An 18030-nucleotide genomic window follows, 5' to 3' on the forward strand; every position below is an offset into this window, starting at 1 on the left:
CTCAGCCGCTTGCGTGTCCGCCTGCGGCCTCCTAGGTGGAGGGCATGGCCGACACCCTCTCCATCTGCTCCTGGAACATCAATTCCGTCCGCGCGCGTATCGACATCGTCGAACAACTGCTGCGGCTCGAAGCGCCGGACATATTGTGCCTGCAGGAAACCAAGGTGGTGAACGAGACTTTCCCCACCGAAATGTTCCGCCGCATGGGCTATGTTCATCAGGTGCTGAATGGCCAGCGTATGCACCATGGCGTCGCGATCATGAGCAAGGTGCCGGTGCATGAGGATGACCGGTTCGACTGGCAGGCCAATGGCGAAGCGCGCCATGTCGGCGTGCGGCTCGACAATGGCGTGCGGATCGAGAATGTTTATGTCCCCGCTGGCGGCGACATTCCCGACCGTGATCTCAATCCCAAATTCGGCCAGAAGATGGATTTCCTCGAACGGATGATCCAATGGTCGTCCGCGCTAGGCAGCCAACCCGCCATCCTGACCGGCGACTTCAACATCGCCCCGCTGGAATGCGACGTCTGGAGCCACAAGCAATTGCTCAACGTCGTCAGTCACACGCCGGGGGAATGTGAAATCCTCGCCCGGTTGCAGGCGTCGAACGACTGGGTCGATATCGGCCGCCATTTCCATCCCGCGCCGGCGCGCCTCTATACCTGGTGGAGCTACCGCGCGAAGGATTGGGCGGAATCGGATCGCGGCCGGCGCCTGGACCATATGTGGATGACGAAGGACGTGGCGAACAAGGCGACCAGCCATCGCGTGGTCGAACCCGCGCGCAGCTGGATCAAGCCGTCCGACCATATCCCCATCATCACCGAATTCGCTTTCTGATGCCTAGCGTCGCCAACGGGCGCGATGCTGCGCGCGCCATAGACGCGCTGCGTCGCGGCTGGGCCGTGCGCCTGTCTGCGCCCGATGGCGCGATTCGGCTGATGGCGATCGAGGGCGCGGATGCGGTCACGCTGGCGGACTTCGACCCGCGCGGCCAGGCCGATATCCTCATATCCGCCGCCCGCGCCGAAACCTTGAAGCTGGCCAACCAGTTGGCGGCGGCCGACCCCGACCTGCCGGTGCTGGTCGAACGCGCGCCCTGGATCGACGCCGATGTCGCCACCGCCATTTCCGACCCGGTGCTCGATCTCGCCTCGCCGCTGAAAGGACCGTTTCGCGCCCGGTCGCTACCCGCGCCCCAAGCCGCCAAGGCGGCGCTCCGCCTCGCCCGGCTGGCCGGCATCTTGCCCGCCTATTTCCTGTCGAACGGCGACGCCCCGGTCGAAGCGACAGTGAGCGCCGACGCGATCGCCGCCTATGACGACGCCACCCGCCTCGCCATCGCCACCCGCGCGCGCCTGCCGGTGTCGGCCAGCGAGAGCGGCGAAATCATCGCCTTCCGCAGCCCGGACGAACCGCGCGAACATATCGCGCTGGTGGTGGGCAAGCGCGATAGCTCGCCGCCGGTCATCCGCCTGCACAGCGAATGCCTGACCGGCGACGTGCTGGGCAGCCTGAAATGCGATTGCGGCCCGCAACTGCATGAGGCGCTGCACCGGATCGCCGATGCGCCCTGGGGCATCCTCCTCTATCTCCGTCAGGAAGGGCGCGGCATCGGCCTGGTCAACAAATTGCGCGCCTACGCGATGCAGGATCAGGGGTTCGACACGGTGGATGCCAATGTCCGGCTGGGATTCGCCATCGACGCCCGCGATTTCTCGGTCGCGGCGCGGATGCTCGACCTGCTCGGCGTGGACGCGGTGCGCTTGCTCACCAACAATCCCAACAAGGTTGCGGGGCTTGAAGCGGCGGGTATCGCGGTGACGGAGCGCCTGCCGATCATCCTGCCCACCAACCCGCATAATGAACGCTATCTCGCCACAAAGCGCGACCGCACCGGCCATCAATTATGACCGTCATCCGCGTCGATTGCGGCGCGGGTCGCCTGACCTTGCGCGATCTGGCGATGGATTGCGCCGTTGGCCGCAACGGCGCCTGCCCGGCGGCGGACAAGCGGGAAGGGGACGGGTGCACGCCCTTGGGCCTATGGCCGATCCATGGTGTGCTGCTGCGCCCCGGCAAGGTCGAGGCGACGGATATACGCCTTCCCTGGCGCTGGGTCCGCGCGAACGACGGCTGGTCGGACGATCCCGAAGACCCCGCCTATAACCGCCCGGTCCGCCTGCCGCGCCCCTTCTCCGCCGAAAGCCTGATCCGCAGCGACGACGCCTATGACGTCATCGTCGTGTTGGGCCATAATGACGCGCCGCCGGTGCCGGGGCAGGGGAGCGCCATCTTCCTCCATCTGTCCGAAAGCCGCCCCACCGCCGGCTGCGTCGCGGTGGACCGGGCGGACATGCTGCGCCTGCTCCCGCTGCTCGCGCCGGGCGATGCGATGGAGATCGTCCCCTAAAGCGCGGTATCATGAAAACGCTGTTCGCCCTGAGCCGGTCGAAGGGCCTTTGTTTCGACCTCGGAAAAGAAGAACAAGGCGTCGACAGGCTCAGCCCGAACGGAATTGGGCGATCTTTAGCGGGTGACGCGCATCACGCTCGCTCCAGCGCCTCGCCCACTTCGCCGCCGGCGGCCTCCAGCAAGCGCCGCTCCAGCGTCTGCAACCGCGCCTTGCTCTCAATCTTTCCGCCGAAAAGGTCGGTGACGTAGAAGGTGTCGACCGCCCGCTCGCCATAGGTGGCGACATGGGCGCTGTGGACAGTGACCTTCGACTGGAACAGCGCATTGGCCAGGCTGAACAGCAGCGCGGGCCGGTCGCGCGCATTGACCTCGACCACGGTGAAGCGGTTCGACGCCTTGTTGTCGATCAGCACATTGGGTTCGATGCGGAAGGCTTCGGCGCGGGTCCGGGGAAGCGGGCGCGCCGCCAGTTTGGTGATCATCCGGTGCCGGTTGGACAGCGAATCCTCGATCGCATTGCGGATGCGCTTCAACTGGTCGGGGCTGTGGAATGCGCCGCCCAGCGGGTCCTGGACCAGGAAATTGTCGATCGCCACGCCATCGCGCGTCGTGTGGATGCGCGCGTCGATGATATTGCCGCCGGCCAGATGGATGGCGCCAGCGACGCGATAGAAGAGACCCGGATGGTCCGCGGCATAGACCGTCACCAAGGTCGCCCCGCGCTGCGGATAATATTGCGCGGCGATCGATAGCGGGGATTCGCCCGCCGCCAATATATGCTGCGCATTGTGGAACAATATGTCGTCAGGTTCGGCGATCCAATAGGATTCGGGCAGCCGCTTGCTGAACGCGGCGAAGGCGTCGTCGTCAATGCCAAGCGCCCGTTGCAGCGTTTCCTGCTTCACGATCACTCTTTCGCCACGCCCCTTCTGCTTATGGCCCAGCCGCAGCACCTCTTCGGCGGATTCATACAGGTCGCCCAGCAACTGGCGCTTCCAGCTATTCCACACCCCCGGTCCCACCGCGCGGATGTCCACCACCGTCAGGCACAGGAGCAGCCGCAGTCGTTCCGGGCTTTGCACCACATCGACGAAGTCGAGGATCGTCTTATAGTCCGACAGATCGCGCTTGAAGGCGGTGGCCGACATCAGCAGATGATAGCGCACCAGCCAGGCGACCGTCTCCGTTTCAGCTGGAGTCAGCCCCAAGCGTGGGCACAGATGCTCGGCCACTTCCGCGCCCAGCAGGCTATGGTCGCCGCCGCGCCCCTTGGCGATATCGTGCAGCAGGACGGAAACGTAGAGGACGCGCCGCGACAGGATCTTGCCCATCAGGTCGGTCGCCAGCGGATGATCCTGCGGCAACTCGCCCTTCTCGATCCGCGACAGCAGACCGACGGCGCGGATGGTATGCTCATCGACCGTATAATGATGATACATGTCGAACTGCATCTGCGCGACGACGCGGCGAAAATCGGGCACGAACCGGCCGAACACGGTCGATTCGTTCATCCAGCGCAGCACCGTTTCGGGATCGCGCGGGCTGGTCAGCACTTGCAGAAAAGCCGCATTGGCGCGCGCATCCTTGCGGATTTTGGCGGTGATCAGGCCCGCGTCGCGGCTTGCCGCGCGGATCGCGCTGGGGTGGATCTGCAACCCGTGCTTGTCCGCCACGGCGAATATTTCCAGCAACCGCACCGGGTCCGCCTGGAAAAAATCGTCGCTCGGCAGGCTGAGGCGCCCGCGTTCCAGCACGAACCCGTCCAGCTTCTTGGGCCGGCGGAAGATGGACGGAATGTAGCGCCGGCCCTTCTCCGCCATCTGATCGTCCAGATGCGCCAGGAACACGGCGGTCAGGTCGCCCACGATCTTCGCGTTCAGGAAATAATAGCGCATGAAGCGCTCGACCCCGGACCGGCCGGCGCGCCCGGTGAAGCGCATCCGCGTCGCGGTCTCCAGTTGCAGGTCGAAGGTCAGCCGGTCCTCGGCGCGCCCGGTGATGGTGTGCAGGTGGCATCGCACCGCCCACAGGAAATCCTCGGCCTTCTGGAACTGGCGCAGTTCCAGTTGGGTCAACAAGCCGACATCGACCAGCTCGGCGACTGAACGCACCCGGTTCACATATTTGCCGATCCAGAAGAGCGTGTGCAGGTCGCGCAGACCGCCTTTGCCTTCCTTCACATTGGGTTCCACGACATAGCGGCTGTCACCCATCCGCTTGTGCCGTTCCTCGCGCTCCTCCAGCTTTTCGGTGACGAAGGCGCGGGCGTTGCCCTGCATCACTTCGGCGTCGAACCGGACCGACGTCTCCTCATACAGCGCCCGGTCGCCCCAGACGTAGCGCGCCTCCAGCAATGCGGTACGCACGGTCAGGTCGGCCTTGGCCATCCGCATCGTCTCATCGATCGACCGGCTGCTATGCCCGACCTTCAGCCCCAGATCCCACAGCGAATAGAGCATGGATTCGATGACCTGCTCGGTCCATCCGGTCGGCTTCCACGGGGTGATGAAGCCGATATCGACGTCGCTGTGCGGCGCCATTTCGCCCCGGCCGTATCCCCCGACCGCGATCAGGGCGATCCGTTCGCCGGTGCTGCGATTGCCCGCCGGATAGAGGTGATGCGTCGTCGCGTCGTAGAGCAGGCGCAATATCTGGTCGATCAGGAAGGCGAAGGCGGTCACGGATTCGCGCCCGCGCGTCGGCTTGGCTTCCAGCCGCCGCGCCACCTCGGCCCGGCCCTCGTCCAGCGCCGCCTTCAATTCCTGGACGATAGCGGCGCGCAGCCGCGCGCTATCGCCCCGATGCTCCATCGCCAGGGCATTGATCGTGTCGGAAATTGCGCGCCGGTCGATGATCGCGCGGCGCGATCCCAGCGCGGGGAACTGCATGACCATTTGCTGTCTCTAGTCGGACCGCCGCTCAGCGGCCAGTTGTTTCAATCGATATATGTGATCGAGCGCCGCGCGCGGAGACAGCGCATCGGCGTCGATCGCGTCGATCGCCGTCAGCAGCGGGTCGGGCGCGGCCTCTTCCTGCACCGCCGCCGCCGCGAACAGCGGCAGGTCGTCCAGCCCCGCCGCGATCCCGCCGGTTTTCGCCTTGCCCGCCTCCAGCCGCGCCAGCACGTCCTTGGCGCGCTTCAACACCGGCTGCGGCAAGCCCGCCAGCCGCGCCACCGCCAGGCCATAGCTGCGATCAGCCGGACCCTGCGCCAGTTCGTGCAGCAGCACCAGATCGCCCTTCCACTCGCGCGCCCGGACATGGTGCAGCGACAGCGACGGCAGCGTCTCGGCCAGCCGGGTCAGCTCGTGATAGTGCGTCGCGAACAGGCATCGGCAGCGATTGACCTCATGCACCGCCTCCACCACCGCCCAGGCCAGCGCCAGCCCGTCATAGGTGGACGTGCCGCGCCCGACCTCGTCCAGGATGACGAAACTCCGTTCGGTCGCCTGGCTCAGGATTGCGGCCGTCTCGACCATCTCGACCATGAAGGTCGATCGCCCCTTGGCCAGATTGTCCGACGCGCCGACGCGGCTAAACAGCCGATCGACCAAAGTCAGCGTAGCGGACTGCGCGGGGACGTAACCGCTCGCCTGCGCCAATATGACGATCAGCGCATTTTGCCGCAGGAAGGTCGATTTGCCGCCCATATTCGGGCCGGTGACCAGCCACAGCCGGTCGCTCTCGCTCAAACGGCAATCATTGGCGACGAAGGGCTGGCCTTCACGCCGCAACGCATCCTCGACCACCGGATGCCGCCCGCCCACGATGTCCAGGCACGGACCGGCGCCGTCTTCAACCACGAAATGCGGCCGCTGCCATCCGCCTTCGACCGCCCGTTCGGCGAGCGACGCGGCGACGTCCAGCCGCGCCAGCGCCTCGGCCGCGCGGGCGATGTCGGCCTTGCGGTCCAGCACGGCGGCGATCAACTCCTCCAGATGCGCGGCTTCGGCGACCAGCGCATGGGCGCCCGCCTGCGCCACGCGCCCGGCCTCTTCATGCAGGTCGATCGAATTGAACCGCACCACGCCCGCCAGCGTCTGGCGATGGGTAAAGCCGCTGTCGGGCGCCATCAGCGTGTCGGCGGCGCGCGCGGGCACCTCGACATGATAGCCCAGCACCCCATTATGCCGGATCTTGAGCGCGGAAATTCCGGTCTGCGCCCGATATTTCGCCTCCAGCGCGGCGATCGCGCGGCGGCCATCGCCCGCCATCCGGCGCAGTTCGTCCAGCGCGGGATCATAGCCGTCGGCGATATAGCCGCCGCTCGCCGTTTCGGTCGGCGGCGCGGGCACCAGCGCGCGCGCCAGCGCATCGACCAGCGCGCCATGGCCGTCCAGCGCCGGCAATATCCGCGCCAGCAACAGCGGCGGCTCGGCGATCCGCCCCAACCGCTCGCGCAACAACCGGGTCTCGCCCAACCCATCGCGGAGCTGCCCCAGATCGCGCGGGCTGCCGCGCCCAACCGCCACGCGCCCCAACGCCCGACCGATGTCCGGCAGCGTCCGCAACGCGCCGCGCATCTGGTCGCGCAAGGTCGCATCGTCGTGGAAGAGCTGCACCAGCCCCAGCCGCGCCTCGATCGTCGCCAGGTCCATCAGCGGCGCGGACAGATCCTGTCCCAGCAGCCGCGCGCCCGCGCCCGTCACCGTCCGGTCGATCGCGCCCAGCAGGCTGCCCGCCCGCGCGCCCGCCATGGTCGCCACGATCTCCAGGCTCTCGCGCGTCGCCGCGTCGATCGCCACATGGCCGCCGCTGGTCTTGCGCAATGGTGGGGCCAGGAAGGGCAGGGTGCCCTTGCCCGCATGATCGAGATAGGCGATCAGCCCGCCCATCGCCGCCAGCTCGGCGCGGCCGAACTGGCCGAACCCGTCCAGGGTCGCGACCCCGAACAGGCGCTTCAACGCCTCGTCCGCTCGCGCGCTCGAAAAGGCGGCGCGATCGAAAGGATGGCCATCGGCCACGCCCAGGCTCGATCCCTCCGCCACCACCGTCTCGCTCGGCCGCAGCCGCGCCAGTTCGGCGGGCAGGTCGCCGATCGGGCAGGTCATCGTTTCGAACCGGCCGGTGGAAATATCGGCGGCGGCGATGCCGATCTCGCTAGATACGTCGCCGCCGACCTGCGCCAGCGCGACCAGCATATTGTCGCGCCGGCTGTCGAGCAAAGTCTCCTCGGTCAGGGTGCCGGCGGTGACGTAGCGCACGATCGCCCGCGCCACGAGCGTCTTGCCCCCGCGCGCTTTGGCCTGCGCCGGCGTTTCGGTCTGTTCGGCGATGGCGACGCGATGCCCGCCCTTGATGAGCCGCGCCAGATAGCCTTCCGCGCTATGCACCGGCACGCCGCACATCGGGATCGGCGCGCCGCCATGTTCCCCCCGGCTGGTCAGTGCGATGTCGAGGGTTGCTGCCGCCATCTTGGCGTCGTCGAAGAACAGCTCGAAAAAATCGCCCATCCGGTAAAAGAGCAGGCAGTCCTGCGCCTGTGCCTTGAGCGTCAGATATTGCGCCATCATCGGCGTCGGGGCGGCTGTATCGGTCGAAAGGGCCATGGCCAAAGCCGATAGCCTGATCCTCCCCCCGAAACCAGCGCTTCGCCCAAGCGGCCAGAAAATTGCGCGTCTCGCACTTGCCCACAGGATAATGTTACCGCTAGGGCCGCCCTGTTGTTCCAATATATGGGTGCCGCGATGTCCGACAGATCGAATGTGGAATTTTCCGAGCGCGAGGCGCTGTTCTTCCACTCGACCGGACGCCCCGGCAAGATCGAGATCATCGCGTCGAAGCCGATGGCAACCCAGCGCGACCTGAGCCTTGCTTATTCCCCCGGCGTCGCGGTGCCGGTGCTGGCGATCGCGAAAGACCCGGCCTGCGCCTATGATTACACCGCCAAGGGCAATCTGGTCGCGGTCATCACCAACGGCACGGCGATTCTGGGCCTGGGCAATCTCGGCGCGCTGGCGTCGAAGCCGGTGATGGAGGGCAAGGCGGTCCTCTTCAAACGCTTCGCCGACGTCGACAGCATCGATATCGAGTTGAAGACCGAGGATGTCGATCGCTTCATCGAGGCGGTCGAACTGATGGAGCCGACCTTCGGCGGCATCAACCTTGAGGATATCAAGGCCCCCGAATGTTTCATCATCGAACAGACGCTCAAGGAGCGGATGAACATCCCGGTGTTTCATGACGACCAGCATGGCACCGCGATCATCGCGGCCGCCGGCGTCATCAACGCCGCGCTGCTGACCGGGCGCGAGATGAAGGACATGAAGGTGGTGGTGAACGGCGCGGGCGCCGCCTCCATCAGCTGCACCGAACTGATCAAGGCGCTCGGCGTCCCCCATGAAAACGTCATCATGTGCGACAGCAAGGGCGTGATCTACCAGGGCCGCACCGAGGGCATGAACCAGTGGAAGTCGGCCCATGCCGTCCGCACCGACGCGCGGACGCTGGCGGAAGCAGTCAAGGGCGCGGACGTGTTCCTGGGCCTTTCGGTCGCAGGCGCGATGACGCAGGATATGGTGAAGTCGATGGGGCCAAAGCCGATCATCTTCGCCATGGCCAATCCCGATCCCGAAATTCTGCCGCCCGACGCCCATGCCGTCCGCCCCGACGTGATCGTCGCCACCGGCCGGTCGGACTTTCCCAACCAGGTCAACAACGTCCTGGGCTTCCCGTTCATCTTCCGCGGCGCGCTCGACGTGCGGGCGACCGGCATCAACGAAGCGATGAAGCTGGCCGCCGCCCACGCCATCGCCAATCTGGCGCGCGAACAGGTGCCGGAGGAAGTGGCCAAGGCCTATGGCCGATCGCACAGCTTCGGCCCGGACTATATCATCCCCGCGCCCTTCGACCCGCGCCTGATGGAGGTGGTGCCCGCAGCCGTCGCCCAGGCGGCGATGGAAACCGGCGTCGCGCAAAAGCCGATCGCGGACATGGCTGCCTATCGCCAGTCCTTGAAGGCCCGGCTCAACCCGACCACCACCGTCCTCACCACCGCCTATGAAGTGGCGAAGGCCAATCCCAAGCGCGTCGTCTTCGCCGAAGCGGAAGAGGAAGTGGTGCTGCGCGCGGCGATCCAGTTCCGCGAGCTGGGCTATGGCATACCGGTGCTGGTCGGCCGCGGCGACGTGGTCGAAAAGCTTAAGGAACTGGGCGTCCGCGACCCCGAAAGCTTCGAACTGCACAACAGCGTCAATTCGCCGCTGGTGCCCGACATGGTCGACATGCTCTACGCCCGGCTCCAGCGCCGCGGCTATCTGCGCCGCGATTGCGAGCGGATGGTCAATCGCGATCGCAACATCTTCGGCACTTTGCTGGTCAAGATGGGCGTGGCCGATGCGATGATCACCGGCATGACCCGCCCCTATGCGCAGACGCTGCGCGAAGTGAAGCGGGTGATGGACCCGGCGGCCGGCCGCACCCCCTTCGGCATCCATGTCATGGTGGCCAAGGACAAGACCGTGTTCCTGGCCGACACGACGGTCAACGAACGCCCTACCGCCAGCGAACTGGCCGACATCGCGGAAGGCACCGTGGCGGTCGCCCGCCGCATGGGGGTCGACCCGCGCGTCGCCTTCCTCTCCTATTCCAATTTCGGCAATCCGCCCGGCGCCTTCCTGGAAAATGTGCGCGGCGCGGTGAAGCTGCTCGACGAACGCGCTGTCGATTTCGAATATGAAGGCGAAATGACCGCCGACGTCGCGCTCAACCCCGCCGTCATGAAAAATTATCCGTTCAGCCGCCTGTCAGGCCCGGCCAACATCCTGGTCATGCCGGGGCTGCAATCGGCCAATATCTCGGCCAAGCTGCTGCGCGAACTGGGGGGCACGTCGATGATCGGGCCGGTGCTGGTCGGGATGGAAAAATCGGTGCAGATCGCCACCATGTCGTCCAATGCATCCGAACTGCTGACCTTGGCGGTGCTGGCGGCGGGCGGCGTCGCGCTCTGATCGGGCGCGCACCGTTCGCGGCTTACCTCCCGTCGGATATGTGTGCTTTGCACTTGCATGGTGCATGTTGCGCGCGCGAAAAGATTGATGACCCTTTCGGGAGCAAGACATGAGCGTAGCCAGTTTCGACAGTGCGACCTTCCGGCGAGTGCTGGGCCATTATCCGACCGGCGTGTGCGTCGTCACCGCGGTCGAGGCGGACGGCACGCCCGCCGCCATGGTGGTCGGTTCCTTCACCTCCGTCTCGCTCGAACCGCCGCTGGTGGCCTTCTTCCCCGCCAAAAGCTCGACCAGCTGGCCGCGCATCCAGGCGGTCGGCAAATTCTGCGTCAATGTCCTCGCCAGCGACCAGAAGCCGCTCTGTCGCCAGATCGCCGGTCCCGGTCCCGACAAGTTCGCCGGCATCGCCCATCGCGTCTCGGCCAACGGCTCGCCGATCCTCGACGATGTCGTCGCCTGGATCGACTGCACGCTCGATGCGGTGCATGAAGCGGGCGACCATGACATCGCGCTCGGCCGCGTCGTCGCGCTGGAAGTGGACCGTCCCGGCAGCCCGCTGCTCTTCTTCCAGGGCAATTACGGCGAATTTTCCCTGCTCGAATGAAGGAAGGGCGCGCGCCGCGCCGTCTCAGGGGGCATGGTGGATGACAGGAGGCGGCCCGTTTTTTCCGATAACGTCCGTTCGGACATATCGGGAAAACATTACGCCTCCTTAACCCCGCTCATCTATTGCAGGCTTGTCGCCCCCTGACCGGACCGCCCCCATGACCGCGCTGCTCATCACCATCGACACCGAACTGTCTTCTGCGCTGCACCATCGGGGCGTCAGCCTGGCGGACAATGTGGATCGCTCGATCTGGGGACTGGCGCAGGGCAGGCCCTATGGCATCGGCTGGCAGATGGACCTGCTCGAACGCCATGGCCTCAAGGGCGTCTTCTTCCTCGATCCAATGCCCGCGCTTGTCCATGGTGCCGCTTTTCTGGCGCCGATCGTGGGCGCGATCGTCGGGCGCGGACATGAAGTGCAGATGCACATCCACAGCGAATGGCTCGCCTGGGCGAAGGACTCGCCCGTCGGCGGCCGGCAGGGCCGTAATATCGGCGATTTTTCGCTCGCCGACCAGATCGTCCTGCTGGGCCTCGCCAAACAATGGCTGGAACAGGCGGGGGCGCCCGCCATCACCGCTTTTCGCGCCGGCAATTTCGGCGCCAATGACGATACGTTGCGCGCGCTGGCGACGCTCGGCCTCGCTTGGGACAGCAGCGTCAATCCCGCCTATCTCGGCCGCGAATGCGGCATCACCGCCGATCCCGCGCAGATCGGCGCGACACGATCGCAGGGCGTCGCCGAACTGCCCGTATCCGGCATCGCCGACCGCCCTGGCGGTTTCCGCCCGGCCCAAATCTGCGCCATGTCGGCCGCCGAAATGCGCGCCGGGATGCGCCACGCCGTGGGCGAAAGGCATGACGCCTTCGTCGTCGTCACCCATAGTTTCGAAATGCTCTCACGCGACCGCCAGCGCCCCAACCGCGCCGTCATGGCCCGGTTCGAGGCGCTGTGCCGGCAAGCCGCCCACCTGCCCGACATGCACGGCGCGGGCTTCAACGACCTCCCCGCCGACCTCGCCGACCGCCCGGCGCGCAGCCTCAGCCGGGCCGCGCCCAGCCAGTGGCGCACTGGCCTGCGCATGGCGGAGCAGGCCTGGGCGACCTGGCGCTACGAACACCGGCTGGTGCCTGCGTGACCGCGTTTCCGGGCGTTCTGCTTCTGGGTATGGAAAATGCGATCGCCCTGACGGTCGTGCGCGAACTGGGCGGCCATGGCGTGCCGGTCCATGGCATCGCCCGCAGCGCGACGTCGATCGGGGCGGCATCGCGCCATTGCGCCGACTGGACGATGCGCCCGGCTGGCCCGATCGCCGACTGGCTGCCCGGCCTGATCGCCCGCACCGGCGCGCGAGCGGTGCTGGCGATTTCCGAATCCGACCCGATCGAACTGGCCGCCCTGCCGCCGATGATCGGCGACTGCCATCTCCTCGTCCCCCGACCCGAACCGCTTGGCCGGGTGCTTGACAAGCTGCAGACGCTCCATGCCGCCGCGGTCGCCGGGCTGCGCGTGCCGCAGACCTGGCAACCGCGCGCGGGCGAGGATTTCGCCGCCCGCGCCGCCCAGATGCGCTATCCGCTCGTCGCCAAATGGGCCAATCCGCCGGACATCATGGCGGTGCTGGCGCAGGCGGGGCTGGAGTGGATCAAGACCGACTATGTCCGCACGCCTGACGAACTGGTCGCGCTATTGCACCGCTATGCCCCGGTCGGCCGCTGGCCGCTGATCCAGCAATATTGCCGCGGCGTCGGCCTTGGCCAGATGCTCTACATGCAGGACGGACAGGCGACGCTACGCTTCCAGCATCGCCGCCTGCACGAATGGCCGCCCGAAGGCGGCGTATCGACCCTGTGCCGCGCCGAGCCTGCGGATGCGCATGGCGCGCAGATGGCGCTCTCGGAAAAGCTGCTGCGCGCGCTCGATTGGGAAGGGCAGGCGATGGTCGAATATCGCTACGAGCCCGACAGCGGCCGCTACTGGCTGATGGAAGTCAATGGCCGCTTCTGGGGCAGCCTGCCGCTCGCGCGCCATTGCGGCGCCGATTTCGCCTGGGAAGCCTATCGCCGCAAGGTGCTGGGCCGGACCGATGTCGCCCCCCCGCCGCGCGACGATGTGCGCGCGCGCTACATGGTGCCGGAAACCAAGCGGCTGGCGCGCGTCCTGCTGGCGCCCGGCCGCATCGGCGATCCCTTCTTCCGCCGTCGCCCGCTATTCGACCTCGCCAGCTATCTGCTCGCCTTTTTCGACCCGCGTACTCGCTACTATGTCTTCAGCGGTTCCGACGTGGGGCCTTGGCTGCGCGACATGGGACAGATCGTCAGGAAAGCCGTGCGCCGGGAAAGGCGCTGACCAGCGCGCCGATCGCCCGATCGATCCGCGCCAAGCAGGTCGCCATATAGCGGTCGTCCAGCCCGTAGGGGTCATGCAGATGCGGCAGCATCGGCCGGGTCCAGCACCCCAGCAACAGGCGCGGCAGATCGGCCAGGCGCGGATCGGCGGCCAGCCGATGCAGTTGCCGCACCTCCATCGCCAGCAACAGGTCGCCTGCTTGCGGCACATAATCCTTCAGGTCGATCGCCTTATGGTCCGACAGGTCATGGCCCAACGCTCGCGCCGCCACGATCGCGGCGTCATGCGCGGCCCGCCCGGTGGTGGTGGACAGGCCGACGGACGCCGTGTTCAACCCGGCCTGCCGGCCCGCGACGTCGGCAAAGGCGCTGCGACAGATATTGCCCTGGCACACGAACACCAGCCGCCGCACCTGCGTCGGATTGGGTGCGCGGCTGGCCGACCGGCCGAGCAGGAGCTGCGGATAGGACAAAGCGAGGCGGACAAGCCCGCGAAAGGTGCCGAAGCGGGATCGGATCAACGCGCGGACCCTGTAAAAATTGGCGGAGACGGAGGGATTCGAACCCTCGGTGGCCCCTTAAGGCCACGACGGTTTAGCAAACCGCTGGTTTCAGCCACTCACCCACGTCTCCGCACGAAATTTGCCCACCCAGACAGGAAAGCAATGGCTGGCAGGGGCTATAGCGAGGGCTTTGCAGCATGGCAACGGGCTGTTTGCGGAATTTTTCGCCGTCTTTCCTCTTTCGTTCCGGCGCGGAATCGACTCAGGTCGCCGTTCGTTCATTGTCGTTTCAGCTTGCTGGTCGCAATGCCATGATATGACATTTAAGCGGGCTTTTCGGGGAGTATCGGGCATGATCGGCATCAACGGGCAGATAGGGGGCCGTATCGCGCGCGCCACGGCGCTGGTCGCGGCGCTCGCGGGCATGGCGCTGACGCCGATCGCCGCCTCGGCGCAGGTCAAGACGATCGATCCCAATACGGCGATCGATTCCGACCTCGCGCCGCCGCCGCCGGTCAATAGCGTGCCGACCGATCCCGGCGTCGACAGCAGCGTCAATCAGGGCGTCAGTCCCGGCGTCACCCCCTATGAAGCGCCAGCCGGCAGCGCCGCCGGCAATACCGCCACCGGCGCGCCGGTGACGAGCAATTCGCCGCCTGCCGCCCTTTCGCCCGCCGAATCCTATCAGGAAGACGACCTGATCGGTGCGGCCGAAGGCGTGTTCGGCAAGGGCGCCGAAGGCCTCGCGGGCCTCATCGAAAAAGTGCTGAAGGATCAGGGCCGCCCCAACGCCTATATCGCCGGTCGCGAAGCGTCGGGCGCCTTTGTCGTGGGCCTGCGCTACGGTTCGGGCACGCTCAACCATAAGGTGGAGGGCAAGCGCGAAGTCTATTGGACCGGCCCGTCGATCGGCTTTGACGTCGGCGGCAATGCGGCCAACACCTTCGTCCTCGTCTATAATCTCTACGATACCCAGGATCTCTACCACCGCTTCCCCGCGGCGGAGGGCACCGCCTATCTGGTCGGCGGCTTCACCGCCTCCTATCTGCGCTGGGGCAATGTCGTGCTGATCCCTATCCGCCTGGGCGTCGGCTACCGCTTGGGCGTCAATGCGGGCTATATGAAGTTCAGCGAAAAGCGCACTTGGCTACCCTTCTAATCCTCCCCGGTACGGGGAGGGGGACCGCCGCCGCAGGTGGTGGCGCAGGGCGCGCGCCACCCGCTCACCCCTTATAAGCCCAGCGCCAACTGCCCGCCCTGCGCCTCGCCCCCTTCTTCCCCCTCCAGATTATGCACCCCCAACCCCAGCAGCCGCGCGCCCATGCGCAGCGGCAGTTGCGCGACCAGCAATTCCCGCCCGGCCTGCGCCAATATGTCGGGCGACCGCACCGGCGTCGAAAAACTCCGTGACCGGGTGATGATGCGGAAATCGGCGAACTTCACCTTCAACACCACGGTCCGGCCCCAGGCCTGCGCCTTTTCGATCCGGGTCCACAGGCTCGCCGCGATCCGCTCGATCTCCGCCACCAGCGCCGCCTCCTCGACCAGATCGTCGAAGAAAGTGTCCTCCACGCTCACCGACTTGCGGCCCTCCCGCTCGCGCACCGGCCGGTCGTCTTGCGCCCGCGCCGCGCGATAATAATAGTCGGCTGCGCTGCCGAAATGCGTCTGCAGAAATCGCATGTCCCGCGCCCGCAGGTCCGCGCCCGTTTCGATCCCCAGCGCCTGCATCCGCTTGGCCGTCACCGGTCCCACGCCATGGATGCGCCGCACCGGCATCGCCGCGATGAAGGCCGGCCCCTCACTTGGCCGCACAACGCAAACGCCGTCGGGCTTGTTCTGGTCCGACGCCAGCTTGGCGATCAGCTTGTTGTAGGACACGCCGGCCGACGCGGTCAGCCCCGTCTCTTCCCGGATCATCCGCCTGATCTCTTCCGCCACCTGCGTCGCCGACGCGATGCCCGGCTTGTTCACTGTCACGTCCAGATAGGCTTCGTCGAGCGAGAGCGGCTGGACGATGTCGGTGAAGCGGCTGAAAATCTCCCGCACCTGGCCCGATACCGTGCGATAGACGTCGAAACGGGGCGGTACGAAGATCAGGTCGGGGCAGAGCCGCCGCGCCCGCGCGCCCGGCATGGCGGATCGCACGCCAAATGTGCGGGCTTCATAGCTGCATGTCGCCACCACGCCGCGCGGGCCGCCCCCACCCACCGCGATCGGCAATCCGCGCAATGACGGATCGTCGCGCTGCTCCACCGACGCATAAAAGGCGTCCATGTCGACATGGATGATCTTGCGCAGCGGCGGCGGCGAGGCGTCCATGCCATCGTCTATGCCATAGTCAGGAACGAAAGGGAAACAGACTCGGCCGCCTCAATCCTGCACGCGCAGATTGTCGAGCAACGTCTCCAGATGGGCGCGGCTGATCCGGCTCCACACATTATAGGTGCAATGCTGTCCGCCGATCCGCAGATAGGCGAGCGAATGAAGCCCTTTGCCGTCCGCATTGTCTGCCGGATAGGGCTCCGCGCCGACCACGCCATAACCGGCAAAGGCAGGATGGGGCAGCGTGGGCAGATCGCGCATATAGGGCCATTGCCGCGTCAGCCGCGCCCGCTGCGCTGCATCCGGCTCGGCATCGATCGCGATTGTCCCCGGCCCGGCGAAGCCATAGGCGCTGCGCACCCCCGGCAGGTCGAATGCGACCGCCCAGCCGCCGCTAAACTGCGCGGGGCGCGCCTTGCCCGCCGCGCCGCCGTCGGACCGCAGCGCCAGCGGCGCGCATTGCGCCCGATTTTCTGCCACATCCCACTGGACCCGCGCGACATCCGCGCCGATCAGTGGCGAAGACGCAGGCGCGGCGGGTGGCGCCGGTCCATCGGACGATAGTGGTTTGGGGGACGCCGGGGGCGTCACCGGCGGCGGGGCGCACCCGCCCGCCATCATCGCGGCCATCAGAATCATGCGTCTCATGGCAAGAGGGACGCACCAGTCTATGCGCGGTTCCCTATTCCCGTTTCCCTAATCCCGTTTCCCTAATCCCGTTTCCCTAATCCTTGTCCTTCAGGCCCAGCAACACGGCGAAAGGGCTGGCCTGCTCCTCGCTCAGCACGCCGGCCTCCTTCAGATAGGCGTCCGCGTCCGGCGCGCGGGGGAAGGGGGTCATCGCCAGCGCCATCGTTTCGGCCACCGCTTCGCCCATGTCGATCACATGGCCGTCATAGCCGATCGTATCGCAATCCTCCGCATCCAGCTCCAGTTCGTCGGCCGCCTGCGCTTCCTCGCTCTCGACCACGAAGCGCAACACGAAATCGCTGTCGATCGTTTCGGGCACCGGCGTGCCGGTCGCGACGCAGGGCTGGGCCAGCTCCGCGCGCACTCGTCCGCGCGCGACGATCGCGCCAGCCTCCATGGCGACATTATAATCGGCCTCCAGCCGATCGAGCGCCGACAGCCCGAATCGCAGCGCCAGCGCGTCCCGCTCCGGCTGCTTGGCTGCGATATGCAGCTTGCCCGCCAGCCGCGCGATCTGATCGACCTTGTGGGTGCGCGCAAATTCGGGGTTGGGGTTGATGGTCATCCGATATCTCCCGTCAGCATCGCGTCGCGCGACACGCAGCCCAGCCGCGTCCAGCGCGCCCGCAGCGCGCCTTCGACATGGTTGATCGCGCCGTCGTCCACCGCCGCGCCACGATAGAGGTTGCGCCGCAGCGCGTCGGCAAGATCGGGGGCCAGGCCGGCCTCCCCGGTCAGCGCCGCGCGATAGGCGCTGATCCGCCCGCCCAGCGCGCTCATCATCCGCCCGATATGCTTGCCGACCACCACATCGCCAATGCCTTCCTGCCGCAACTGCCCGTCCATGTCGTCGACGAACAATTCGGTCAGCCACACGCTGTCCTGCGCGCCATTCTGCTGCTCCAGCCGGATCAGCACTTGTGCCAGGATCGCGACGATCATGTCGAACCGCCCGTCCAGCGTATCGGGCACCGCGCCCTCGACATACCAGTGCGGCTGACGCCCCTCCCGGATCACGGCGTTATAGAGCGGCCGCAGCCCCTCTTTGGGATCGGTGCGCCCGAACAGGCGCTGGAGGAAGGAGGGGGAGGCAGACATCGGGCAACGGCTTTTCGTGACGGATCGGATGGCGACGCGCCGTCCGATGATTTGCGCCCCTTGCCGGGGCTTGCGCATTTCCATATTGATCGC

The 18030-nt window shown here is 66.6% G+C and carries 15 protein-coding genes and 1 tRNA gene; 8 read left to right on the forward strand and 8 right to left on the reverse strand.

Translation table 11 applies throughout. From position 1 onward, the window contains the following. Positions 1-44 precede the first annotated feature (44 nt). Genes EWH12_RS01695 through EWH12_RS01705 form a run of 3 tightly spaced genes read left to right on the forward strand, consistent with a single transcriptional unit; the run spans position 45 to position 2415 of the window. Positions 45-842: an exodeoxyribonuclease III gene (locus EWH12_RS01695; RefSeq protein ID WP_066607182.1), complete on the forward strand. Its 798-nt coding sequence runs from the start codon at positions 45-47 to the stop codon at positions 840-842. After that, complete coding sequence (gene ribA / locus EWH12_RS01700; RefSeq protein ID WP_066607178.1) at positions 842-1915, forward strand: GTP cyclohydrolase II; 1074 nt, start codon at positions 842-844, stop codon at positions 1913-1915. The genes EWH12_RS01695 and ribA overlap by 1 nt, the downstream gene beginning before the upstream one ends. Beyond that, complete coding sequence (locus EWH12_RS01705; protein ID WP_129925499.1) at positions 1912-2415, forward strand: L,D-transpeptidase family protein; 504 nt, start codon at positions 1912-1914, stop codon at positions 2413-2415. Before ribA ends, EWH12_RS01705 begins: the two co-directional genes overlap by 4 nt. A 133-nt stretch (positions 2416-2548) precedes the next feature. Here the strand turns inward: EWH12_RS01705 and EWH12_RS01710 are convergent, their stop codons facing one another. Next, positions 2549-5311 carry a [protein-PII] uridylyltransferase gene (locus tag EWH12_RS01710; RefSeq protein WP_066607171.1) on the reverse strand — a complete coding sequence of 921 codons (2763 nt, stop codon included), beginning with the start codon at positions 5309-5311 and terminating at the stop codon, positions 2549-2551. Positions 5312-5320: 9 nt separating this feature from the next. Further along, positions 5321-7966 (reverse strand): DNA mismatch repair protein MutS, encoded by a 2646-nt coding sequence (gene mutS, locus EWH12_RS01715; protein WP_129925500.1) that lies wholly within the window; start codon positions 7964-7966, stop codon positions 5321-5323. A gap of 138 nt (positions 7967-8104) precedes the next feature. On the opposite strand from mutS, the gene EWH12_RS01720 reads away from it, so the two are divergent. The 4 genes from EWH12_RS01720 to EWH12_RS01735 all read left to right on the forward strand — a co-directional run bounded on the left by EWH12_RS01720 (position 8105) and on the right by EWH12_RS01735 (position 13322). Continuing rightward, a complete protein-coding gene (locus tag EWH12_RS01720) occupies positions 8105-10366 on the forward strand; it encodes an NADP-dependent malic enzyme (RefSeq protein WP_129925501.1) in 2262 nt (753 codons plus the stop codon). A gap of 109 nt (positions 10367-10475) precedes the next feature. After that, on the forward strand, positions 10476-10970 hold the full coding sequence (locus EWH12_RS01725; RefSeq protein WP_066607163.1) for a flavin reductase family protein: 495 nt from the start codon (positions 10476-10478) through the stop codon (positions 10968-10970). A gap of 160 nt (positions 10971-11130) precedes the next feature. Continuing rightward, on the forward strand, positions 11131-12111 hold the full coding sequence (locus EWH12_RS01730; RefSeq protein WP_129925502.1) for a polysaccharide deacetylase family protein: 981 nt from the start codon (positions 11131-11133) through the stop codon (positions 12109-12111). Continuing rightward, positions 12108-13322: a carboxylate--amine ligase gene (locus EWH12_RS01735; RefSeq protein ID WP_129925503.1), complete on the forward strand. Its 1215-nt coding sequence runs from the start codon at positions 12108-12110 to the stop codon at positions 13320-13322. The genes EWH12_RS01730 and EWH12_RS01735 overlap by 4 nt, the downstream gene beginning before the upstream one ends. On the opposite strand, the gene EWH12_RS01740 is transcribed toward EWH12_RS01735, so the two are convergent. Together EWH12_RS01740 and EWH12_RS01745 are read right to left on the reverse strand one after the other, a co-directional pair. Next, positions 13291-13842 (reverse strand): arsenate reductase/protein-tyrosine-phosphatase family protein, encoded by a 552-nt coding sequence (locus EWH12_RS01740; protein ID WP_129925504.1) that lies wholly within the window; start codon positions 13840-13842, stop codon positions 13291-13293. The genes EWH12_RS01735 and EWH12_RS01740 overlap by 32 nt on opposite strands. A 20-nt stretch (positions 13843-13862) precedes the next feature. Further along, positions 13863-13954, reverse strand: a tRNA-Ser gene (locus tag EWH12_RS01745). Between the two features lie 222 nt (positions 13955-14176). On the opposite strand from EWH12_RS01745, the gene EWH12_RS01750 reads away from it, so the two are divergent. Then, positions 14177-14983 carry a DUF1134 domain-containing protein gene (locus EWH12_RS01750; protein ID WP_066607140.1) on the forward strand — a complete coding sequence of 269 codons (807 nt, stop codon included), beginning with the start codon at positions 14177-14179 and terminating at the stop codon, positions 14981-14983. A gap of 71 nt (positions 14984-15054) precedes the next feature. Here EWH12_RS01750 and dinB read toward each other — a convergent pair whose 3' ends face one another. The 4 genes from dinB to EWH12_RS01770 form a co-directional block, all read right to left on the reverse strand. After that, entirely contained in the window at positions 15055-16146 is a 1092-nt protein-coding gene (gene dinB / locus EWH12_RS01755) for a DNA polymerase IV (RefSeq protein ID WP_129925505.1), read from the reverse strand. 51 nt (positions 16147-16197) lie between these two features. Continuing rightward, on the reverse strand, positions 16198-16788 hold the full coding sequence (locus EWH12_RS01760; RefSeq protein WP_129925506.1) for a hypothetical protein: 591 nt from the start codon (positions 16786-16788) through the stop codon (positions 16198-16200). A gap of 85 nt (positions 16789-16873) precedes the next feature. Next, entirely contained in the window at positions 16874-17404 is a 531-nt protein-coding gene (locus tag EWH12_RS01765; RefSeq protein WP_207212344.1) for a YceD family protein, read from the reverse strand. Next, positions 17401-17937, reverse strand: coding sequence for a ubiquinol-cytochrome C chaperone family protein (locus EWH12_RS01770; RefSeq protein ID WP_066607555.1), 537 nt, complete (start codon positions 17935-17937; stop codon positions 17401-17403). Before EWH12_RS01770 ends, EWH12_RS01765 begins: the two co-directional genes overlap by 4 nt. Positions 17938-18030: the final 93 nt, after the last annotated feature.

This window comes from Sphingobium cupriresistens, assembly GCF_004152865.1.
Lineage (GTDB): Bacteria > Pseudomonadota > Alphaproteobacteria > Sphingomonadales > Sphingomonadaceae > Sphingobium > Sphingobium cupriresistens.

Excerpts from the sequence above, each read along its gene's own strand:
- EWH12_RS01695 (WP_066607182.1), top strand. The coding sequence starts at position 45 with ATGGCCGACACCCTCTCCATCTGCTCCTGGAACATCAATTCCGTCCGC.
- ribA (WP_066607178.1), top strand. The coding sequence starts at position 842 with ATGCCTAGCGTCGCCAACGGGCGCGATGCTGCGCGCGCCATAGACGCG.
- EWH12_RS01705 (WP_129925499.1), top strand. The coding sequence starts at position 1,912 with ATGACCGTCATCCGCGTCGATTGCGGCGCGGGTCGCCTGACCTTGCGC.
- EWH12_RS01710 (WP_066607171.1), bottom strand. The coding sequence starts at position 5,311 with ATGGTCATGCAGTTCCCCGCGCTGGGATCGCGCCGCGCGATCATCGAC.
- mutS (WP_129925500.1), bottom strand. The coding sequence starts at position 7,966 with ATGGCCCTTTCGACCGATACAGCCGCCCCGACGCCGATGATGGCGCAA.
- EWH12_RS01720 (WP_129925501.1), top strand. The coding sequence starts at position 8,105 with ATGTCCGACAGATCGAATGTGGAATTTTCCGAGCGCGAGGCGCTGTTC.
- EWH12_RS01725 (WP_066607163.1), top strand. The coding sequence starts at position 10,476 with ATGAGCGTAGCCAGTTTCGACAGTGCGACCTTCCGGCGAGTGCTGGGC.
- EWH12_RS01730 (WP_129925502.1), top strand. The coding sequence starts at position 11,131 with ATGACCGCGCTGCTCATCACCATCGACACCGAACTGTCTTCTGCGCTG.
- EWH12_RS01750 (WP_066607140.1), top strand. The coding sequence starts at position 14,177 with ATGATCGGCATCAACGGGCAGATAGGGGGCCGTATCGCGCGCGCCACG.
- dinB (WP_129925505.1), bottom strand. The coding sequence starts at position 16,146 with ATGGACGCCTCGCCGCCGCCGCTGCGCAAGATCATCCATGTCGACATG.
- EWH12_RS01760 (WP_129925506.1), bottom strand. The coding sequence starts at position 16,788 with ATGATTCTGATGGCCGCGATGATGGCGGGCGGGTGCGCCCCGCCGCCG.
- EWH12_RS01765 (WP_207212344.1), bottom strand. The coding sequence starts at position 17,404 with ATGACCATCAACCCCAACCCCGAATTTGCGCGCACCCACAAGGTCGAT.
- EWH12_RS01770 (WP_066607555.1), bottom strand. The coding sequence starts at position 17,937 with ATGTCTGCCTCCCCCTCCTTCCTCCAGCGCCTGTTCGGGCGCACCGAT.